General features: G+C 53.2%; 17 protein-coding genes. 14 read left to right on the top strand and 3 right to left on the bottom strand.

All coding sequences use genetic code 11. The annotated features are described in order from the left end of the window. Nucleotides 1-22 precede the first annotated feature (22 nt). The 4 genes from IB222_RS21575 (at nt 23) to ubiA (ending at nt 4,003) form a co-directional block, all read left to right on the top strand. Complete coding sequence (locus tag IB222_RS21575; RefSeq protein ID WP_003826583.1) at nt 23-1,378, top strand: maltoporin; 1,356 nt, start codon at nt 23-25, stop codon at nt 1,376-1,378. Nucleotides 1,379-1,491: 113 nt separating this feature from the next. Further along, nucleotides 1,492-2,439, top strand: a complete 948-nt coding sequence (gene malM, locus IB222_RS21570) for a maltose operon protein MalM (protein ID WP_149385019.1) — start codon at nt 1,492-1,494, stop codon at nt 2,437-2,439. A 180-nt stretch (nt 2,440-2,619) separates the two neighbouring features. Then, complete coding sequence (gene ubiC, locus IB222_RS21565) at nt 2,620-3,117, top strand: chorismate lyase (protein ID WP_003826587.1); 498 nt, start codon at nt 2,620-2,622, stop codon at nt 3,115-3,117. 13 nt (nt 3,118-3,130) lie between these two features. After that, the gene (gene ubiA, locus IB222_RS21560; RefSeq protein ID WP_003826589.1) at nt 3,131-4,003 is read left to right on the top strand and encodes a 4-hydroxybenzoate octaprenyltransferase; all 873 of its coding nucleotides are present in this window, start codon (nt 3,131-3,133) and stop codon (nt 4,001-4,003) included. 106 nt (nt 4,004-4,109) lie between these two features. On the opposite strand, the gene plsB is transcribed toward ubiA, so the two are convergent. Beyond that, nucleotides 4,110-6,530 (bottom strand): glycerol-3-phosphate 1-O-acyltransferase PlsB, encoded by a 2,421-nt coding sequence (gene plsB / locus IB222_RS21555; RefSeq protein ID WP_003826592.1) that lies wholly within the window; start codon nt 6,528-6,530, stop codon nt 4,110-4,112. Nucleotides 6,531-6,700: 170 nt separating this feature from the next. On the opposite strand from plsB, the gene IB222_RS21550 reads away from it, so the two are divergent. The 4 genes from IB222_RS21550 to IB222_RS21535 all read left to right on the top strand — a co-directional run bounded on the left by IB222_RS21550 (nt 6,701) and on the right by IB222_RS21535 (nt 9,584). Continuing rightward, on the top strand, nt 6,701-7,069 hold the full coding sequence (locus IB222_RS21550; protein WP_003826594.1) for a diacylglycerol kinase: 369 nt from the start codon (nt 6,701-6,703) through the stop codon (nt 7,067-7,069). 109 nt (nt 7,070-7,178) lie between these two features. After that, nucleotides 7,179-7,787: a transcriptional repressor LexA gene (gene lexA, locus IB222_RS21545; protein ID WP_003826596.1), complete on the top strand. Its 609-nt coding sequence runs from the start codon at nt 7,179-7,181 to the stop codon at nt 7,785-7,787. 131 nt (nt 7,788-7,918) lie between these two features. After that, nucleotides 7,919-9,238, top strand: a complete 1,320-nt coding sequence (gene dinF / locus IB222_RS21540; RefSeq protein WP_149385018.1) for an MATE family efflux transporter DinF — start codon at nt 7,919-7,921, stop codon at nt 9,236-9,238. 136 nt (nt 9,239-9,374) lie between these two features. Then, the gene (locus tag IB222_RS21535) at nt 9,375-9,584 is read left to right on the top strand and encodes a CsbD family protein (RefSeq protein WP_003031706.1); all 210 of its coding nucleotides are present in this window, start codon (nt 9,375-9,377) and stop codon (nt 9,582-9,584) included. A 48-nt stretch (nt 9,585-9,632) separates the two neighbouring features. Here IB222_RS21535 and zur read toward each other — a convergent pair whose 3' ends face one another. Continuing rightward, nucleotides 9,633-10,151, bottom strand: coding sequence for a zinc uptake transcriptional repressor Zur (zur, locus tag IB222_RS21530; protein ID WP_003031709.1), 519 nt, complete (start codon nt 10,149-10,151; stop codon nt 9,633-9,635). A gap of 115 nt (nt 10,152-10,266) precedes the next feature. On the opposite strand from zur, the gene IB222_RS21525 reads away from it, so the two are divergent. The 3 genes from IB222_RS21525 (at nt 10,267) to pspG (ending at nt 12,237) form a co-directional block, all read left to right on the top strand. Beyond that, nucleotides 10,267-10,755, top strand: a complete 489-nt coding sequence (locus IB222_RS21525; RefSeq protein ID WP_003031710.1) for a cupin domain-containing protein — start codon at nt 10,267-10,269, stop codon at nt 10,753-10,755. A gap of 107 nt (nt 10,756-10,862) precedes the next feature. Continuing rightward, a complete protein-coding gene (gene dusA, locus IB222_RS21520) occupies nt 10,863-11,861 on the top strand; it encodes a tRNA dihydrouridine(20/20a) synthase DusA (protein WP_003826604.1) in 999 nt (332 codons plus the stop codon). 133 nt (nt 11,862-11,994) lie between these two features. Further along, the gene (gene pspG, locus IB222_RS21515) at nt 11,995-12,237 is read left to right on the top strand and encodes an envelope stress response protein PspG (RefSeq protein ID WP_003031713.1); all 243 of its coding nucleotides are present in this window, start codon (nt 11,995-11,997) and stop codon (nt 12,235-12,237) included. 302 nt (nt 12,238-12,539) lie between these two features. Here the strand turns inward: pspG and IB222_RS21510 are convergent, their stop codons facing one another. After that, nucleotides 12,540-13,523 carry a quinone oxidoreductase gene (locus IB222_RS21510; protein ID WP_003826608.1) on the bottom strand — a complete coding sequence of 328 codons (984 nt, stop codon included), beginning with the start codon at nt 13,521-13,523 and terminating at the stop codon, nt 12,540-12,542. Between the two features lie 64 nt (nt 13,524-13,587). Here IB222_RS21510 and dnaB point away from each other — a divergent pair, with 64 nt between their 5' ends. From dnaB to tyrB, 3 genes are all read left to right on the top strand, one after another. Continuing rightward, nucleotides 13,588-15,003, top strand: coding sequence for a replicative DNA helicase (dnaB, locus tag IB222_RS21505; protein WP_003826610.1), 1,416 nt, complete (start codon nt 13,588-13,590; stop codon nt 15,001-15,003). Nucleotides 15,004-15,148: 145 nt separating this feature from the next. Beyond that, nucleotides 15,149-16,228, top strand: coding sequence for an alanine racemase (alr, locus tag IB222_RS21500; RefSeq protein WP_003826612.1), 1,080 nt, complete (start codon nt 15,149-15,151; stop codon nt 16,226-16,228). A 128-nt stretch (nt 16,229-16,356) separates the two neighbouring features. Further along, a complete protein-coding gene (gene tyrB, locus IB222_RS21495) occupies nt 16,357-17,550 on the top strand; it encodes an aromatic amino acid transaminase (protein WP_003826614.1) in 1,194 nt (397 codons plus the stop codon). Nucleotides 17,551-17,637 lie beyond the last annotated feature (87 nt).

Here is a 17,637-nt window from a genome sequence, read left to right as displayed (position 1 = left end):
AATGATCTCAGGAGATAGAACGATGATTACTCTGCGCAAACTCCCTCTGGCGGTTGCTGTAGCAGCAGGCATTATGTCTGTTCAGGCAATGGCTGTGGATTTCCATGGTTATGCTCGTTCCGGCATTGGCTGGACAGGTAGCGGCGGTGAACAACAGTGTTTCCAGGCAACTGGTGCCCAAAGTAAATACCGTCTTGGTAACGAATGTGAAACCTATGCGGAAATCAAATTAGGTCAGGAAGTGTGGAAAGAGGGCGATAAGAGCTTCTACTTCGACACCAACGTTGCCTACTCCGTTGCACAGCAGAATGACTGGGAAGCGACCGATCCTGCTTTCCGCGAAGCCAACGTGCAGGGTAAAAACCTGATTGAATGGCTGCCGGGTTCCACCATCTGGGCCGGTAAACGTTTCTATCAGCGTCATGACGTCCACATGATCGACTTCTACTACTGGGATATTTCAGGTCCTGGTGCTGGTATTGAAAACATCGATCTGGGCTTCGGTAAACTGTCTCTGGCCGCAACCCGTTCTCAGGAAGCGGGTGGTTCTTACACCTTCAGTAGCCAGAATATCTACGACACATCCAAAGATACCGCGAACGACGTATTCGACATGCGTTTAGCGCAGATGGCCATTAACCCGGACGGCATGCTGGAACTGGGTGTTGACTACGGTCGTGCGAATAAAACTGACGGTTATAGCTACGCGGATAGCGCTTCTAAAGATGGCTGGATGTTCACTGCAGAACATACTCAGAGCATGCTGAAGGGCTATAACAAGTTCGTGGTTCAGTATGCAACTGATGCGATGACCACGCAGGGTAAAGGTGGCTCGCAGGGTACTTACGGTTCAACCTTCGATACCCAGGCAACACCAAATGATCCCGTTATCCATCATGTAAACAACAACATCAATAACAACGGTAGCCTGGTGCGCGTACTTGACCACGGTGCTATCTCTCTGGGCGACAAGTGGGACCTGATGTACGTCGGTATGTATCAGAATATCGACATGGATAATGACCTGGGTACTGAATGGTACACCGTGGGTATTCGTCCGATGTACAAATGGACACCAATCATGAGCACCCTGATGGAAGTCGGCTACGACAACGTCAAATCTCAACAGACTGGCGATCGCAACAGCCAATACAAAATCACCCTGGCACAACAGTGGCAGGCAGGCGACAGCATCTGGTCTCGTCCGGCAATCCGCGTCTTTGCAACCTATGCCAAATGGGATGAAGAGTGGGGCTACGTTAAAAATGGTAACAACGTATCTAAATACGCAGCTGCAACGAACTCTGGTATCAGCACAACCAGCCGTGGCGACAGCGATGAGTGGTCCTTCGGTGCTCAGATGGAAATCTGGTGGTAATTCAGCTCTAACCTGACGTAAAGACCGAAAGAGGGGCGCAAGCCCCTCTTGATTACGGTTTAGCGCGCTATTGCCTGGCCACCGCTGAACCCATGCTATCTGAGGTGATAACAATGAAAATGAAGAAAAGTCTCGTTGCCCTTTGTTTATCTGCAGGGTTATTTGCCAGCGCGCCTGGCATCAGCCTGGCCGATGTAAATATTGTTCCGCAGAACACCACCGCGGCGCCTGCTATTTCCACTGCAGCGTTGCAACAGTTAACCTGGACGCCAGTTGATCAATCGAAAACCCAATCAACCTCGTTGGCGACAGCGGGACAGCGTCTGGACATTGCCGGTATTAGCGGCCCGGTTGCCGCCTACAGCGTACCGGCCAACATTGGTGAACTGACCCTGACACTGAGCAGTGAAGTTAACAAACAAACCAGCGTATTCGCGCCAAACGTCTTAATTCTTGATCAGAACATGACGCCATCTGCGTTCTTCCCTAGCAGTTACTTTACCTACCAGGCACCGGGTGTGATGAGTGCCGATCGTCTGGAAGGGGTGATGCGCCTGACGCCAGCGCTGGGACAGCAAAAACTGTATGTTCTGGTCTTTACTACTGATAAAGATCTCCAGCAGACCACAACCCTGCTTGACCCGGCAAAAGCCTATGCCAAGGGGGTAGGTAACGCTGTTCCGGATATTCCGGACCCGATTGCCCGCCACACCACCGACGGTCTGCTGCATCTGAAAGTTAAAACCAGCTCCTCCTCCAGCGTGCTGGTCGGGCCGCTGTTTGGTTCTTCCGGTCCTGGCCCTGTTACGGTTGGTAATACCGCAGCGCCTGCAGTGGCCTACGCGGCTCCGGCGGCAGCCGTTGCTGCTCCGGCACCACAACCCGTGAAGAAAAGCGAGCCAATGCTGAACGACACGGAAAGCTATTTTAATCAGGCGATTAAGGATGCAGTTGCAAAAGGCGATGTTGATAAAGCGCTGAAGCTGCTTGATGAAGCGGAACGTCTGGGATCCAAATCTGCCCGATCCACCTTTATCAGCAGTGTAAAAGGCAAGGGGTAAACATCTCCCCACATTGTTGATTTTGCAACAACTGGTGCGTCTCCTGGCGCACCTTTTTTTACCCTTCGGTGCTAATTGTTACACTTATGTTGCCCTACCGATCACTTAATCGTGTTTGCTCACCCCGTAATGCCTTTTCTGCGATACAATGCCTTCAGGTTATAAATCGGAGAGTAAGGCATGCCACACCCTGCGTTAACGCAACTGCGTGCGCTGCGTTATTTTGATGCGATCCCAGCGCTGGACGCCCAACTGCTCGACTGGTTGTTACTGGAAGATTCCATGACCAAACGTTTTGAGCAGCAGGGGAAAAAGGTCACCGTAACGTTGATTCGCGAAGAATTCGTTGGGCAAAATGAGGTGGCTGAAGAACTGACGCTGCTGCCTAAAGAGTCTCGTTATTGGTTACGTGAAATCCTGTTATGCGCGGATGGTGAACCCTGGCTTGCCGGACGGACTGTGGTGCCTGAATCAACCTTGTGCGGCCCTGAACTGGCCTTACAGAACCTTGGGAAAACCCCGCTCGGACGCTACCTGTTTACGTCATCGACATTGACCCGAGATTTTATTGAGATTGGCCGCGATGCAGCGCTGTGGGGGCGTCGTTCCCGCCTGCGGCTGAGCGGTAAGCCACTGATGCTTACCGAGCTTTTTCTGCCTGCGTCGCCGTTGTACTGAGAGGAAGATAAAGATGGAGTGGAGTCTGACGCAGAATAAGCTGCTGGCGTTTCACCGCTTGATGCGTACGGATAAGCCAATCGGCGCCTTACTGCTGCTCTGGCCTACGCTGTGGGCACTGTGGGTGGCGACCCCAGGCATGCCGCAACTGTGGATCCTGGCGGTTTTTGTCGCTGGCGTTTGGTTAATGCGCGCCGCCGGATGCGTGGTGAATGATTATGCCGACAGGAAATTTGACGGGCACGTCAAACGCACCGCGAATAGACCGCTGCCGAGCGGGGCTGTCACCGAGAAAGAAGCCCGAACGCTGTTTGTGGTACTGGTGCTGCTGGCCTTCCTGCTGGTTTTGACCCTCAACACGATGACTATTTTGTTGTCCGTTGCGGCATTAGCCTTAGCGTGGGTTTACCCGTTTATGAAGCGCTATACGCATCTGCCGCAGGTGGTGCTGGGGGCGGCGTTTGGCTGGTCGATCCCGATGGCGTTCGCCGCCGTGAGTGAGTCCGTACCGCTGAGCTGCTGGCTGATGTTCCTTGCGAATATTCTCTGGGCGGTGGCTTATGATACGCAGTACGCCATGGTTGACCGGGATGATGACCTGAAGATCGGCATTAAATCGACCGCGATCCTGTTCGGTCAGAACGACAAGCTGATTATTGGTATTTTGCAGGTAGGCGTGCTGGTGCTGATGGCGCTGGTGGGCTGGTTAAACGGGTTAGGACTGGGCTATTACTGGTCTCTGCTGGTGGCGGGCGCGCTGTTTGTCTATCAGCAGAAACTGATCGTCAACCGTGAACGTGATGCCTGCTTTAAAGCGTTTATGAACAATAACTACGTCGGTCTGGTGCTGTTCTTAGGCCTGGCAATGAGCTACTGGCATTTTTGATTTTGGCTTAGCCTGCAAAATAAAAAACCGGTCATTTTGAACTGCACCCAAAAAGTTGGACACCCAACGAAGTAAGGTGCAGTTCAAAATGACCGGTTTTTTATGCTTACTCGCCCTGAGTGGCGCTCTCGATAGTCAGACGCACATCTGACGTGACCAGTTCGGCCAGCATCTGATAGATCTTCATCGTCTCTTCCGGTTCGGCATCTCCGGTATCGCTGATGAATCCCTCGTCACGCAGCGTCAGCACCAGAGAGCTGAACACGGCTTTATCGAAGAATTCCGGCGCGTTAATGCCGTGCAGCACTGAGAGGCGTTGCGCCACGGTGCGGCTCTCTTTTTCCAGCGTGCCACGGTTGATGGACGGGTTCGCGCTCAGCAGCCAGAAGGTAATGGCGTAGCGCTGCAACGTCTCGCGAGCACCTGCCGCCAGCAACTGTAGCGTGCGGGAGCGGGCTGGATTGATATGCAGTTCGTCATCGGTCAGGGTGATGAGTCCCTGGCGCTGCATTTCGCTGGCCAGTTCATCAATTACCCCGGCAAGCTCATCACGCTCCCAGCGTAAGAACAGCTCCGCTTTCAGCATCGGGTACAGCGCATCAATATGCTGCTGCAATGCGGCGCGTGAAATACGACGATGCTGAGTCACAATGGCTGCCATCAACGAAGGCAGAACCAGCATATGCGCAATATTATTGCGGTAGTAGGTCATCAATACCGCCTGCTCGCGCGGCAGAATAATGATGTCACCGATGGTGTCTTTCTCGACCTCAAACTTGTTCATCTGCAAGGCGTGGTCGATCAGTTCACTGGCACTCTGCGCAGGAACAGTAGCATCCGCCGCGTACGGCACGTTGCGCAGCAGGCTCAGGTAGCAGTCAAGCTGCTCGGTCAGCTGTTCACGGGTCAGAGAGCGCTGGCGGGAGGCCAGTAAAGCAGTACAGCACAGGTTCATGGCGTTGGCCGCGCCTGCGTTGTTAATGCGCACCATCAAATCGGCGGCAATGTTATTCACCGTCGGCGTCAACCAGGCCGGGCGGATAGACTCGATAGGGTCAATAGATTCACGCCACTCCGGCACATGCTGGTTGAGGTAAGTCATCAATGGCATTGGTTCACCAAAGTTGACGTAGCCCTGACCCAGGTTACGCAGCTTGCTTAAGCCACGCAGCATTTGCGGCAGACTTTCTTTCTCTTTCGTCGCGCCACGCAACTCTTTCGCGTAGGTGCCCACTTCCATTACGTGCTCATAGCCGATGTAAATAGGTACGAGGGTAATAGGGCGCGTACCGCCGCGCAGCATCGCCTGAATAGTCATCGACAGCGTGCCGGTTTTCGGGTCGAGCAGACGACCGGTACGTGAACGGCCCCCTTCGACAAAGTACTCAACCGAGTAGCCGCGGCTGAACAGCTCGCCCAGGTATTCGCGGAATACGGTGGAATAGAGCTTGTTGCCCTTGAAGGTACGACGAATAAAGAACGCGCCCAGACGGCGGAAAATCGGACCCGCTGGCCAGAAGTTCAGGTTGATACCGGCTGCGATGTGCGGCGGCACCAAACCCTGATGGTACAGAACGTACGACAGCAGCATATAGTCCATATGGCTGCGGTGGCACGGAACGTACACGATTTCATGCCCATCGTGCGCCAACTGGCGTACACGTTCAGCATTATGAACGTTAATCCCCTGATACAGACGGTTCCAGGTAAAGCCCAAAATACGGTCCGTCAGACGAATCATTTCGTAGGAGAAGTTGGCGGCAATCTCTTCCATCAGCGCAATGGCATTTTGCTGCGCTTTTTCGTGGGAGATTTTTTTACTGCGCGCTTCATCTTCTACCGCACGAGCGATCGCTTTTGAAGCTAACAGTTTATTAAACAGATCCTGGCGGGCAGGGAGGCGCGGGCCGACAGCGGCCAGGCGCTGGCGAGCAAAGTGCATACGCGCCACGCGTGCCAGCTTCTGGGCGATGATCTTATCCGTACCGTGTTCATCCGCCATACGGCGCAGAGAGACCGACGGGGAGAAACGGACAAAACTGTCGCGACCCAGCCAGGACACCGCAAAGAATTTCTGTACGCCGTTTAGCATACGTAACGGCGGATTGACCTCGCCTTTTTCACGCCCCGGCGCACGGCCAAACATCACCGAAACCGGCACCATCTGCACATCCAGATCTGGATTGCTGCGATGCAAGTCGAGATAGTTGTGGAACAGCTTGATAGACTCTTCTTTCGGCGTGTAATAGGTGAATACACGCGGACCGCCGTGAATAAACACGTAGCGCGGTAACAGCGTTCCGTCTATCTCTAGTGGTTCCAGGGGATCGGGGAGGTCGTGCACCAGACATTGGGCACGCAGCGTCAGCAAGTCTGCTTTCGAATTGTACGGTAGGACGTACATAATGGGACGCGAAGTATCGAGTCCCAATTCCGGAGCAGGTTCTGCTGGAATAGACTTGCTTTTTACCAGGACGCTTAATGGTAAATTCAGTAATTTGTAGTAAATTCGTGGCCAGCCGGACATAAACGATGTAAAGCCTCTGGTTAATAATGCAAATGCGCTGCAAGGATATCAGAAAGTTTAGTGAATTTCTGTGGTATCCGGTCATACTTCGCGCTGCTTTGCCACACCCTGAACAAACGGGGTAACGTTACAATGACATTGACGCTAATAATGTAAAAAGGTTCTTTTTGATGGCCAATAATACCACTGGATTCACCCGAATTATCAAAGCAGCAGGTTATTCCTGGAAAGGTTTTCGCGCTGCATGGATTAATGAGGCGGCATTCCGTCAGGAAAGTGTTGCCGTCCTGCTGGGCGTCGCCATCGCCTGCTGGCTGGATGTTGATGCAATTACCCGCGTGTTGTTGATCGGTTCTGTGATGCTGGTGATGATCGTTGAAATCCTCAACAGTGCGATTGAAGCGGTAGTTGATCGTATTGGTTCTGAGTACCACGAACTTTCCGGTCGGGCGAAAGATATGGGGTCGGCAGCGGTATTGCTGTCTATTTTTGTCGCGCTGATCACCTGGGGCATTCTGTTGTGGTCGCATTTGCGATAAGGCTTCCACAACTGCATAAATCTCCTGTTTTTTGTGCAGTTTGCGGTTCCAAAATCGCCTTTAGCTGTATATACTCACAGCATAACTGTATATACACCCAGGGGGCGGAATGAAAGCGTTAACGGCCAGGCAACAAGAGGTGTTTGATCTCATTAGAGATCACATCAGCCAGACAGGTATGCCACCGACGCGTGCGGAGATCGCGCAGCGTTTGGGGTTCCGTTCCCCAAACGCAGCTGAAGAACACCTGAAAGCGCTGGCGCGTAAAGGTGTGCTGGAAATTGTATCCGGCGCATCGCGCGGTATTCGACTGTTGCAGGAAGAAGAAGAAGGGTTACCGCTTGTGGGGCGCGTGGCAGCCGGTGAGCCACTTTTGGCGCAGCAGCACATTGAAGGCCACTATCAGGTCGATCCTTCACTGTTCAAACCGAACGCCGATTTTCTGCTGCGCGTTAGCGGTATGTCGATGAAAGATATCGGGATTATGGACGGTGATTTACTCGCTGTGCATAAGACCCAGGACGTGCGTAACGGCCAGGTTGTTGTTGCCCGTATTGATGACGAAGTTACGGTTAAGCGTCTGAAAAAGCAGGGCAACAAGGTTGAACTCTTGCCAGAAAACAGCGAATTCAAACCTATCGTTGTCGACCTGCGCGAACAAAACTTCACTATTGAAGGGCTGGCAGTAGGCGTCATTCGTAACGGTGAATGGCTGTAATTTTCTGTTGAATCCCTGTAGGCCGGATAAGACGATGACGTCGCCATCCGGCAACGTGCCCGGTAGCGCTGCGCTTGCCGGGCCTGCATCACATTGTCCAGTACGTCTAACTTCTTCTCAGGCCCTCCTGTATGCCTTTCTTTACCTCTTCTGATAAAGCACTCTGGCACCTCGCCTTACCGATGATCTTCTCCAATATCACCGTTCCCCTGCTGGGACTGGTGGATACTGCGGTGATTGGTCATCTGGATAGTCCGGTCTATCTTGGCGGTGTTGCGGTTGGTGCTACGGCAACCAGTTTTCTTTTTATGCTGCTGCTTTTTTTGCGCATGAGTACCACTGGTCTGACCGCACAGGCATTTGGTGCGAAAAATCCACAAGCGCTGGCGCGCGCACTGGTGCAGCCGCTCATGCTGGCGCTGGGAGCGGGGTTGCTTATCGCACTGTTTCGTACGCCAATTATCGATCTGGCTCTGCACATTGTTGGCGGAAGTGAAGCGGTACTGGAGCAGGCCCGACGTTTCCTTGAAATTCGCTGGTTAAGCGCACCCGCCTCGCTGGCGAATCTGGTGCTGCTCGGCTGGCTGCTTGGCGTTCAGTATGCGCGTGCGCCGGTTATCTTGTTGATTGTCGGCAATATTCTCAACATTGTGCTTGATATATGGCTGGTGATGGGCCTGCATATGAACGTGCAGGGTGCGGCACTGGCAACGGTGATTGCTGAATATGCCACCTTGCTGATCGGCCTGATGATGGTGCGCAAAGTCCTGCATATGCGCGGAATTTCGCTGGCAATGCTGAAGCAGGCGTGGCGTGGCAACTTCCGCCGTTTGTTGGCACTTAACCGTGACATCATGTTGCGCTCGCTACTGCTGCAGCTCTGTTTTGGCGCTATCACGGTGCTGGGTGCGCGTCTGGGAGGCGATATCATTGCGGTTAATGCCGTTCTGATGACCCTGCTAACCTTTACCGCCTACGCGCTGGATGGATTTGCCTATGCCGTGGAAGCGCATTCGGGCCAGGCCTATGGGGCGCGAGATGGTAGCCAGTTGCTGGACGTCTGGCGGGCGGCCTGTCGGCAGTCCGGTATCGTGGCTGTTCTGTTTTCGCTGGTTTATGCCCTGTTTGGCGAGCAGATTGTTGCGCTGCTGACCTCGCTGCCGCAAATCCAACTGCTGGCCGATCGCTATCTTTTCTGGCAGGTGGTGTTACCGCTGGTGGGTGTCTGGTGTTATCTGCTCGACGGAATGTTTATTGGCGCGACGCGCGCGGCAGAAATGCGCAACAGTATGGCCGTTGCTGCCACAGGATTTGCATTAACGCTGCTGACTTTGCCGTGGCTGGGAAACCATGGCTTGTGGTTGGCGTTAACGGTTTTCCTGGCGTTGCGCGGGCTTTCACTGGCCTTTATCTGGCGACGTCACTGGCGTAATGGAACCTGGTTTGCCTGAGCGGAATGGTTAAAAATTCCGAATAGTAAATAAAACCCAGAATCACTGACTACACTTATTCTCACGTCCAGCAAAAACAGCATGTGTCTGGACATGGCACTCTCGCTATTCACAACCTAACGATGAGGACTTGATGATGAATAAAGACGAAGTCGGCGGCAACTGGAAGCAGTTTAAAGGTAAAGTGAAAGAGCAATGGGGCAAACTGACCGATGATGATATGACGGTCATTGAAGGTAAACGTGACCAACTGGTCGGTAAAGTCCAGGAGCGTTACGGTTACGCGAAAGATCAGGCGGAGAAAGAAGTTAACGATTGGGAAAAACGTAATGATTACCGCTGGTAATTAACCCTTCCCTCCTGAGAGTACAAGGATGTACGCTCTCCCGCTTACCTAACGCCCAACCTTCTTCTTCACCTGAATCGTATGGTCATGCTGGCACTCGCCAGGATGGCGGCAAGATTCAACTTCCACACAGGCCGGACACAGCCCGTGGGCTTCAATAACGTTATGCCGCAGTGCAAAGCCCATTTTTGCCGCTAGCGTATGCATAATGTCTTCCACGCCTTCCGCACACTCTTCTTTTACCACGCCGCAGCGGTCGCAAATGAACATTGCAGAACTGTGGGTTGGCTGATCGAACAGATGACAAAGCACATAGCTGTTGGTGGATTCTACCTTGTGCACGAAACCTTGTTCCAGCAGAAAATCGAGCGCACGATATACGGTAGGTGGTTTAGCCTGTGGCTCAGTTTCCCGCAACAGGTCGAGCAGGTCATATGCGCTGATCGCACCTTCCTGCAGGCTCATCAGGCGCAGTACTTCGAGGCGTTGTGGCGTAAGCCGCACGTTGCGTTGCGCGCAGAGTTTTTCAGCTTGAGCCAATAACTCTTGCGTAGTGGTTTTGTCCATTTGGCGCCTCGATTTGCGTGGAAGGTTAATCCCTTACTTTAACATGTTCTGCTTAAAACACCGAGATCCACCGTGGTGTGCTATACCTGACGCATCGCAATACTGGAAAATAACCATGAAAAGACCCGATTGTATTCGCCACTGGCGTGAGGTTGAGGGGGCTGATGACTCCACTTATCCTGACAGCGATGAGCTATTTGCTATTGGCGCGCCACTTGCCCGCAAGTTGGGGTTAGGACGACTCGGCATTCATCATGAACGCCTGCCGCCGGGTCGGCGCACGTCGTACCCGCACGCTGAAAGCGATGAGGAAGAATTTATCTACGTGCTGGAAGGTTATCCTGAGGCCTGGATTAACGGGTATTTATGGAAGCTGGAACCGGGCGACAGCGTCGGTTTCCCGGCAGGTACAGGCGTGTGCCATACCTTTATTAATAACACCAGTGAAGAGGTGCGCCTGTTAGTCGTGGGTGAGGCGAACAAAAAATACAATCGCATTTATTATCCGCTTAACCCGGTCTATGCCGCTACACGTGAGGATCGCTGGGTCGACCATCCGCCGCAGTTTTTTGGATCTCACGACGGAAAACCGGGGCGTAAATAGCGTTTATTTAGGGTCAGGGGGAGTGAGCCGCGAGGATGTGGCTCACTATCGTAACGGTCTATGCTATAGTAGCGCCCCTTTTTTAACCGGATGCTTGAATATTCGCCATGCTGCCTGAATCTCAGTCTACCGCTTTTCCCGCTCATCGTTTTTCTATCGCGCCGATGCTCGACTGGACGGACAGACACTGCCGCTACTTTTTGCGCTTACTGTCCAGCCAGACGCTGCTCTATACGGAGATGGTAACCACTGGGGCAATCATTCATGGTAAAGGCGATTATCTGGCGTATAGCGAAGAAGAGCATCCGGTCGCATTACAACTGGGCGGGAGCGATCCTGCGGCGCTGGCGCAGTGCGCAAAGCTCGCTGAACAGCGGGGCTATGACGAAATTAATCTCAACGTGGGTTGTCCTTCCGACCGCGTACAGAATGGCATGTTTGGCGCCTGCCTGATGGGGAATGCGCAACTGGTCGCCGATTGCGTCAAAGCGATGCGCGACGTGGTGTCGATTCCGGTAACAGTGAAAACTCGTATCGGCATTGATGACCAGGACAGCTACGAATTTCTCTGCGATTTCATCAACACGGTATCTGGCAAAGGCGAATGTGAGATGTTTATCATTCACGCCCGCAAGGCCTGGCTGTCCGGGTTAAGCCCGAAAGAAAACCGCGAAATTCCGCCGCTGGATTATGACCGTGTTTATCAGCTAAAGCGTGATTTCCCGCATCTGACGATGTCGATCAACGGCGGCATTAAATCGTTGGAAGAAGCGAAAATTCATCTGCAACATATGGATGGCGTGATGGTGGGGCGTGAAGCTTATCAAAACCCAGGCATTCTGGCGTCCGTTGACCGTGAGATTTTCTCTGCCGCTACCGAAGATACCGATCCGGTCGCCGTGGTGCGCGCCATGTACCCGTATATTGAGCGTGAACTGAGTAAGGGAACCTATTTGGGACATGTGACACGCCATATGTTGGGGCTGTTTCAGGGGATCCCTGGTGCCCGTCAGTGGCGTCGCTATCTGAGCGAGAATGCACATAAAGCCGGGGCAGATATTAACGTTCTGGAGCACGCGCTGAAGCTGGTGGCAGACAAGCGTTAAGTTTTCACCAAAAGTTAGTTAATTTCACCACGCCCTGCGCTTTGTCGCGGGGCGTTTTCTTTATAAATCAACGCATTATTTTTGGCATGTTTCTTGTAAAGCAATGGAGAGAATTTCATTTCGGGAGAGAGCCATGCTGGAACTACTTTTTGTGATTGGATTTTTTATCATGCTGATGGTCACCGGCGTTTCTTTGCTGGGCGTTCTGGCCGCATTGGTCGTAGCCACCGCAGTGATGTTTCTGGGCGGACTATTTGCCTTGATGATTAAACTGTTGCCCTGGCTGCTACTGGCTGTTGCCGTGGTGTGGGTTATCAAGGCGATAAAAGCGCCAAAAGTCCCACAGTATCAGCGCAATAACCGCCGGTTTTACTAAGGTATTGAGCGGTACGTCACAACCTGCAACATTGCCTTTAGAACCAAATAGGAATTGATTATCAAATCTGTCACTATTGCCAGGTTAACGAATTCATCGAGCTGTACCCTACATACAGCCGAACTAAAAAAAGAAAGGGCTTCCTGCGGGAAGCCCTAATTCTTTCTTTCCCCGTCATAATTCAAACTCCAGGTGTGTTGGCTGCTTTCATTCACCCCAGTCACTTACTCCAGTAAGCTCCTGGGGATTCATTCCATTGCCGCCTTCCTGGAGCTTGAATTATTTAGGGGAAAATGATGGCGTTACGGAATCAGCAAACTCGATCCCTGCGTGGCCCGGCTTTCCAGTACTTCATGAGCACGCTGTGCATCGTGCAGTGCGAACGTCTGACCAGGCGCGACATCCACTTTGATCACTCCACTGGCAATGAGCGAGAATAGCTCATTGCTGGCTTCGGTTAATTCGCGGTGATTGGTGACATACCCCTGGAGTGAAGGACGGGTCACGTACAGCGAACCTTTCTGGTTCAGAATGCCTAAGTTCACGCCAGTCACCGGCCCGGAAGCATTACCAAAGCTGACCATTAGTCCCCGGCGCTGTAAACAATCCAGCGAGGCTTCCCAGGTATCTTTCCCTACCGAGTCATACACCACCCGCACTTTTTTACCGCCAGTTATCTCTTTCACTCGCTCAACAATGCTCTCTTCACGATAGTTAATGACCTGCCATGCGCCAGCCTGCAACGCAATTTGCGCCTTTTGCGCACTGCCGACGGTACCAATCAGCTTCGCACCCAATGCTTTTGCCCACTGGCAGGCAATCATGCCGACGCCGCCCGCAGCCGCATGGAACAAAAACGGCTCATCAGGCTGAATTTCATACGTTTTACGTAACAGATAAAAAACGGTTAGCCCTTTAAGAAACGAGGCGGCAGCTTGTTCAAACGAGATAGCGTTAGGCAGGATGGCGGCTTTATCGGCCGGAACGTTATGCACTGAGCTGTAGGCGCCAAGGGCAGACTGGGCGTACACCACGCGATCGCCAGCTTTAATGTGTGTCACTTTGCTGCCGACTTTGCTGACCACGCCTGCGGCTTCGGTACCCAGACCGCTGGGCAGGGAAGGCGGTGGATAAAGACCACTGCGGATGTAGGTGTCGATATAGTTGATCCCAATCGCTTTGTTCTCGACCTGGATTTCGTTTTCCGCCGGGTCTACGGGCGTAAACTCCACCGCCTTGAGTACATCAGGGCCACCATGCTTGTGAAATTCAATACGTGTTGCCATGCTTCCTCCAAAAGAAATGTGGTAATCTTTCGACCCAATCATTATCTCGGTAACTCCATTCACTATGGCAGGAAATAAACCCTTCAACAAACAACAGACTGATGCTCGTGAGCGCGATCCCCAGGTCGCCGGGCTGAAGGTACCGCCGCACTCGATTGAAGCGGAACAGTCGGTGTTGGGCGGTTTAATGCTGGATAACGAACGTTGGGACGATGTCGCCGAGCGTGTGGTGGCGGAAGATTTTTATACCCGACCGCACCGGCATATCTTCACGGAAATGCATCGCCTGCAGGAGATGGGAAAACCCATCGATCTGATCACGCTGGCAGAGTCGCTGGAAGTTCAGGGACAACTGGACAGCGTCGGCGGTTTTGCTTACCTGGCTGAGTTATCTAAAAATACGCCAAGTGCGGCGAACATTAGCGCTTATGCGGATATCGTCCGCGAACGCGCCGTTGTTCGTGACATGATTTCAGTTGCGAACGAAATCGCTGAAGCCGGTTTTGATCCGCAAGGACGCTCCAGTGAAGATCTGTTGGACCTTGCAGAATCCCGTGTCTTTAAAATCGCGGAAAGCCGCGCTAATAAAGACGAAGGCCCGAAAAATATTACTGACGTGCTCGACGCCACCGTCGCGCGTATCGAGCAGCTGTTCCAGCAACCGCACGACGGCGTCACCGGAGTGAACACCGGTTATGACGACCTCAATAAAAAGACGGCTGGTTTGCAGCCGTCAGACTTAATTATTGTCGCCGCGCGTCCGTCGATGGGTAAAACGACATTTGCAATGAACCTCGTCGAAAATGCGGCGATGTTGCAGGATAAGCCGGTTCTTATCTTTAGTCTTGAAATGCCCTCAGAACAGATCATGATGCGTTCCCTGGCCTCGCTCTCACGCGTAGACCAAACCAAAATCCGTACCGGTCAACTGGATGATGAGGACTGGGCGCGAATTTCCGGAACAATGGGTATTTTGCTGGAGAAACGAAACATCTATATTGATGACTCCTCCGGCCTGACGCCTACGGAAGTGCGCTCGCGTGCCCGTCGTATCGCCCGTGAACATGGCGGTATCGGACTTATCATGATCGACTACCTGCAGCTGATGCGCGTGCCGTCGCTCTCCGACAACCGTACGCTGGAAATTGCAGAAATCTCCCGCTCGCTGAAAGCGTTAGCGAAAGAACTGCATGTGCCGGTGGTGGCGCTGTCGCAGCTTAACCGCTCTCTGGAACAACGTGCCGACAAGCGTCCGGTCAACTCGGATCTGCGTGAGTCCGGCTCCATCGAGCAGGATGCCGACTTAATCATGTTTATCTATCGTGATGAGGTTTATCACGAAAACAGCGACCTGAAAGGGATCGCAGAAATCATTATTGGTAAGCAACGTAACGGCCCGATCGGTACGGTGCGCCTGACGTTTAACGGTCAGTGGTCGCGCTTCGATAACTATGCGGGCCCACAATACGACGACGAATAAATCTCCGTCATCCTTCATGCTGCAGATGTGTTGACTACGCCCGTTCACCCCGATCACTTAGTTTACTAAGCTTCCGGGGATTCTCAGGCTTGTCGCCATCCAGCAACACGAATGATTTAGAAGATTCTTTTATAAAGGAATACAAATGCAAGCGGCAACTGTAGTCATTAACCGCCGCGCTCTGCGACACAACCTGCAACGTCTGCGTGAACTGGCTCCAGCCAGCAAACTGGTTGCGGTCGTGAAAGCGAACGCCTACGGCCATGGTCTGTTAGAGACCGCGCGAACGCTCCCCGATGCGGACGCTTTTGGTGTCGCTCGTCTTGAAGAAGCCCTGCGCTTGCGAGCGGGAGGGATCACGCAGCCCATCCTGCTGCTGGAGGGGTTTTTTGATGCCTCCGATCTGCCGACTATTTCCGCGCAGCGTCTGCATACAGCCGTCCATAACCAGGAGCAGCTCGAAGCCCTGGAAGCAGCAAAACTGGCTGAACCCGTTACCGTCTGGATGAAGCTCGACACCGGTATGCATCGCCTGGGCGTACGCCCTGAGCAGGCTGAGGCGTTTTATCAGCGCTTAACGCAATGTGAAAACGTGCGCCAGCCGGTCAATATCGTCAGCCACTTTGCTCGCGCGGACGAACCTGAGTGTGGCGCGACCGAAAAACAACTCGATATCTTCAACAGTTTTTGTGAAGGCAAACCGGGGCAGCGTTCGATTGCCGCGTCGGGTGGTATTTTGCTGTGGCCGCAGTCTCATTTCGACTGGGCGCGTCCGGGGCTGATTCTGTATGGCGTATCACCACTGGAAAATCACTCCATCGGCGCTGATTTTGGCTGCCAACCGGTAATGTCGCTGACCTCAAGTCTGATTGCGGTGCGTGAGCACAAAGCGGGCGAGCCGGTTGGTTATGGTGGAACCTGGCTGAGCGAGCGCGACACGCGTCTTGGCGTGGTAGCGATGGGCTATGGCGATGGTTATCCGCGCGCAGCGCCTTCGGGGACGCCGGTACTGGTCAACGGCCGTGAAGTGCCGATCGTCGGTCGCGTTGCAATGGATATGATCTGCGTCGATTTAGGGCCCGAAGCGCAGGATAAAGCCGGCGATTCGGTGATTCTGTGGGGCGAGGGCCTGCCCGTTGAACGTATTGCTGAAATGACGAAAGTAAGTGCTTACGAACTTATTACGCGCCTGACCTCAAGGGTGGCGATGAAGTATATCGATTAACAGCATGATGTGCCGGACAGGTGGTTACGCCGCCTTCCGGCAATATTCCTCTCAACATCCTCTCGATCTTCTCCCACTTCCGGTTTATTGTGTTCTTAACCCCTGCCTGTAAACCCGGAGAACCACACGTGTTTCAAAAAGTTGACGCCTACGCTGGCGACCCGATTTTATCGCTCATGGAGCGCTTCAAAGAAGATTCACGTAGCGACAAAGTGAATCTCAGCATCGGCCTGTATTACAACGAAGACGGTATTATTCCTCAGCTTAGAGCGGTGGCGGAAGCGGAAGCTCGACTTAATGCCAAACCGCATGGTGCTTCGCTGTATCTGCCGATGGAAGGTCTGAACACGTATCGCCATACCATTGCGCCGCTTCTGTTTGGCGCAGAACATCCGGTTCTCCAGCAGCAGCGCGTCGCAACCATTCAGACGCTGGGCGGCTCCGGTGCGTTAAAGGTTGGCGCAGATTTCCTGAAACGTTATTTCCCTGATTCTGGTGTGTGGGTCAGCGATCCGACCTGGGAAAACCATATCGCGATTTTTGAAGGTGCCGGATTCGAAGTAAGCACTTACCCATGGTATGACGACACGACCAACGGCGTGCGTTTCAACGACCTGCTGGCAACGCTGAATACCCTACCGGCGCGCAGCATCGTGCTGCTACATCCGTGCTGCCATAACCCGACAGGGGCGGATTTAACGCCTGCGCAGTGGGATAGCGTTATTGAGATCCTGAAAGCACGCGATCTGATTCCGTTCCTGGACATTGCTTACCAGGGCTTCGGCGGTGGAATGGAAGAAGACGCCTATGCGATTCGCGCCATCGCCAGCGCCGGATTGCCCGCTCTGGTCAGCAACTCATTCTCGAAGATTTTTTCCTTATACGGTGAGCGTGTCGGCGGACTGTCTGTGGTATGTGAAGACGCTGATGCCGCCAGCCGTGTTCTGGGGCAGCTAAAAGCGACGGTGCGTCGTAACTACTCCAGCCCGCCAAACTTTGGTGCGCAGGTAGTTGCCGCGGTGCTGGGTGATGACGTGCTGAAAGCCAGCTGGCTGGCGGAAGTTGAAGAGATGCGTACTCGCATTCTGGCGATGCGTCAGGAGCTGGTTAACGTATTAAATGCGGAGATCCCAGGCCGTAATTTTGACTACCTGCTGCAACAGCGCGGTATGTTCAGCTATACCGGGCTTAGCGTAGCCCAGGTCGATCGCCTGCGCGATGAGTTCGGTGTATACCTGATCGCCAGCGGTCGCATGTGCGTGGCCGGGCTGAATCACGGTAACGTCCAGCGCGTGGCGAAGGCATTTGCTGCCGTCATGTAACCGACTTTGCAGGCCTGATAAGCGTCGCGCCATCAGGCCTGTTTTCCAATGTGATCGTGCTCCTTTTCCAGGACAAAACCAGAGAAA

The sequence above is a fragment of the Citrobacter sp. C13 genome (assembly GCF_014596815.2).
GTDB lineage: Bacteria > Pseudomonadota > Gammaproteobacteria > Enterobacterales > Enterobacteriaceae > Citrobacter > Citrobacter portucalensis.
This window is presented reverse-complemented; position numbering and strand designations above follow the sequence as displayed.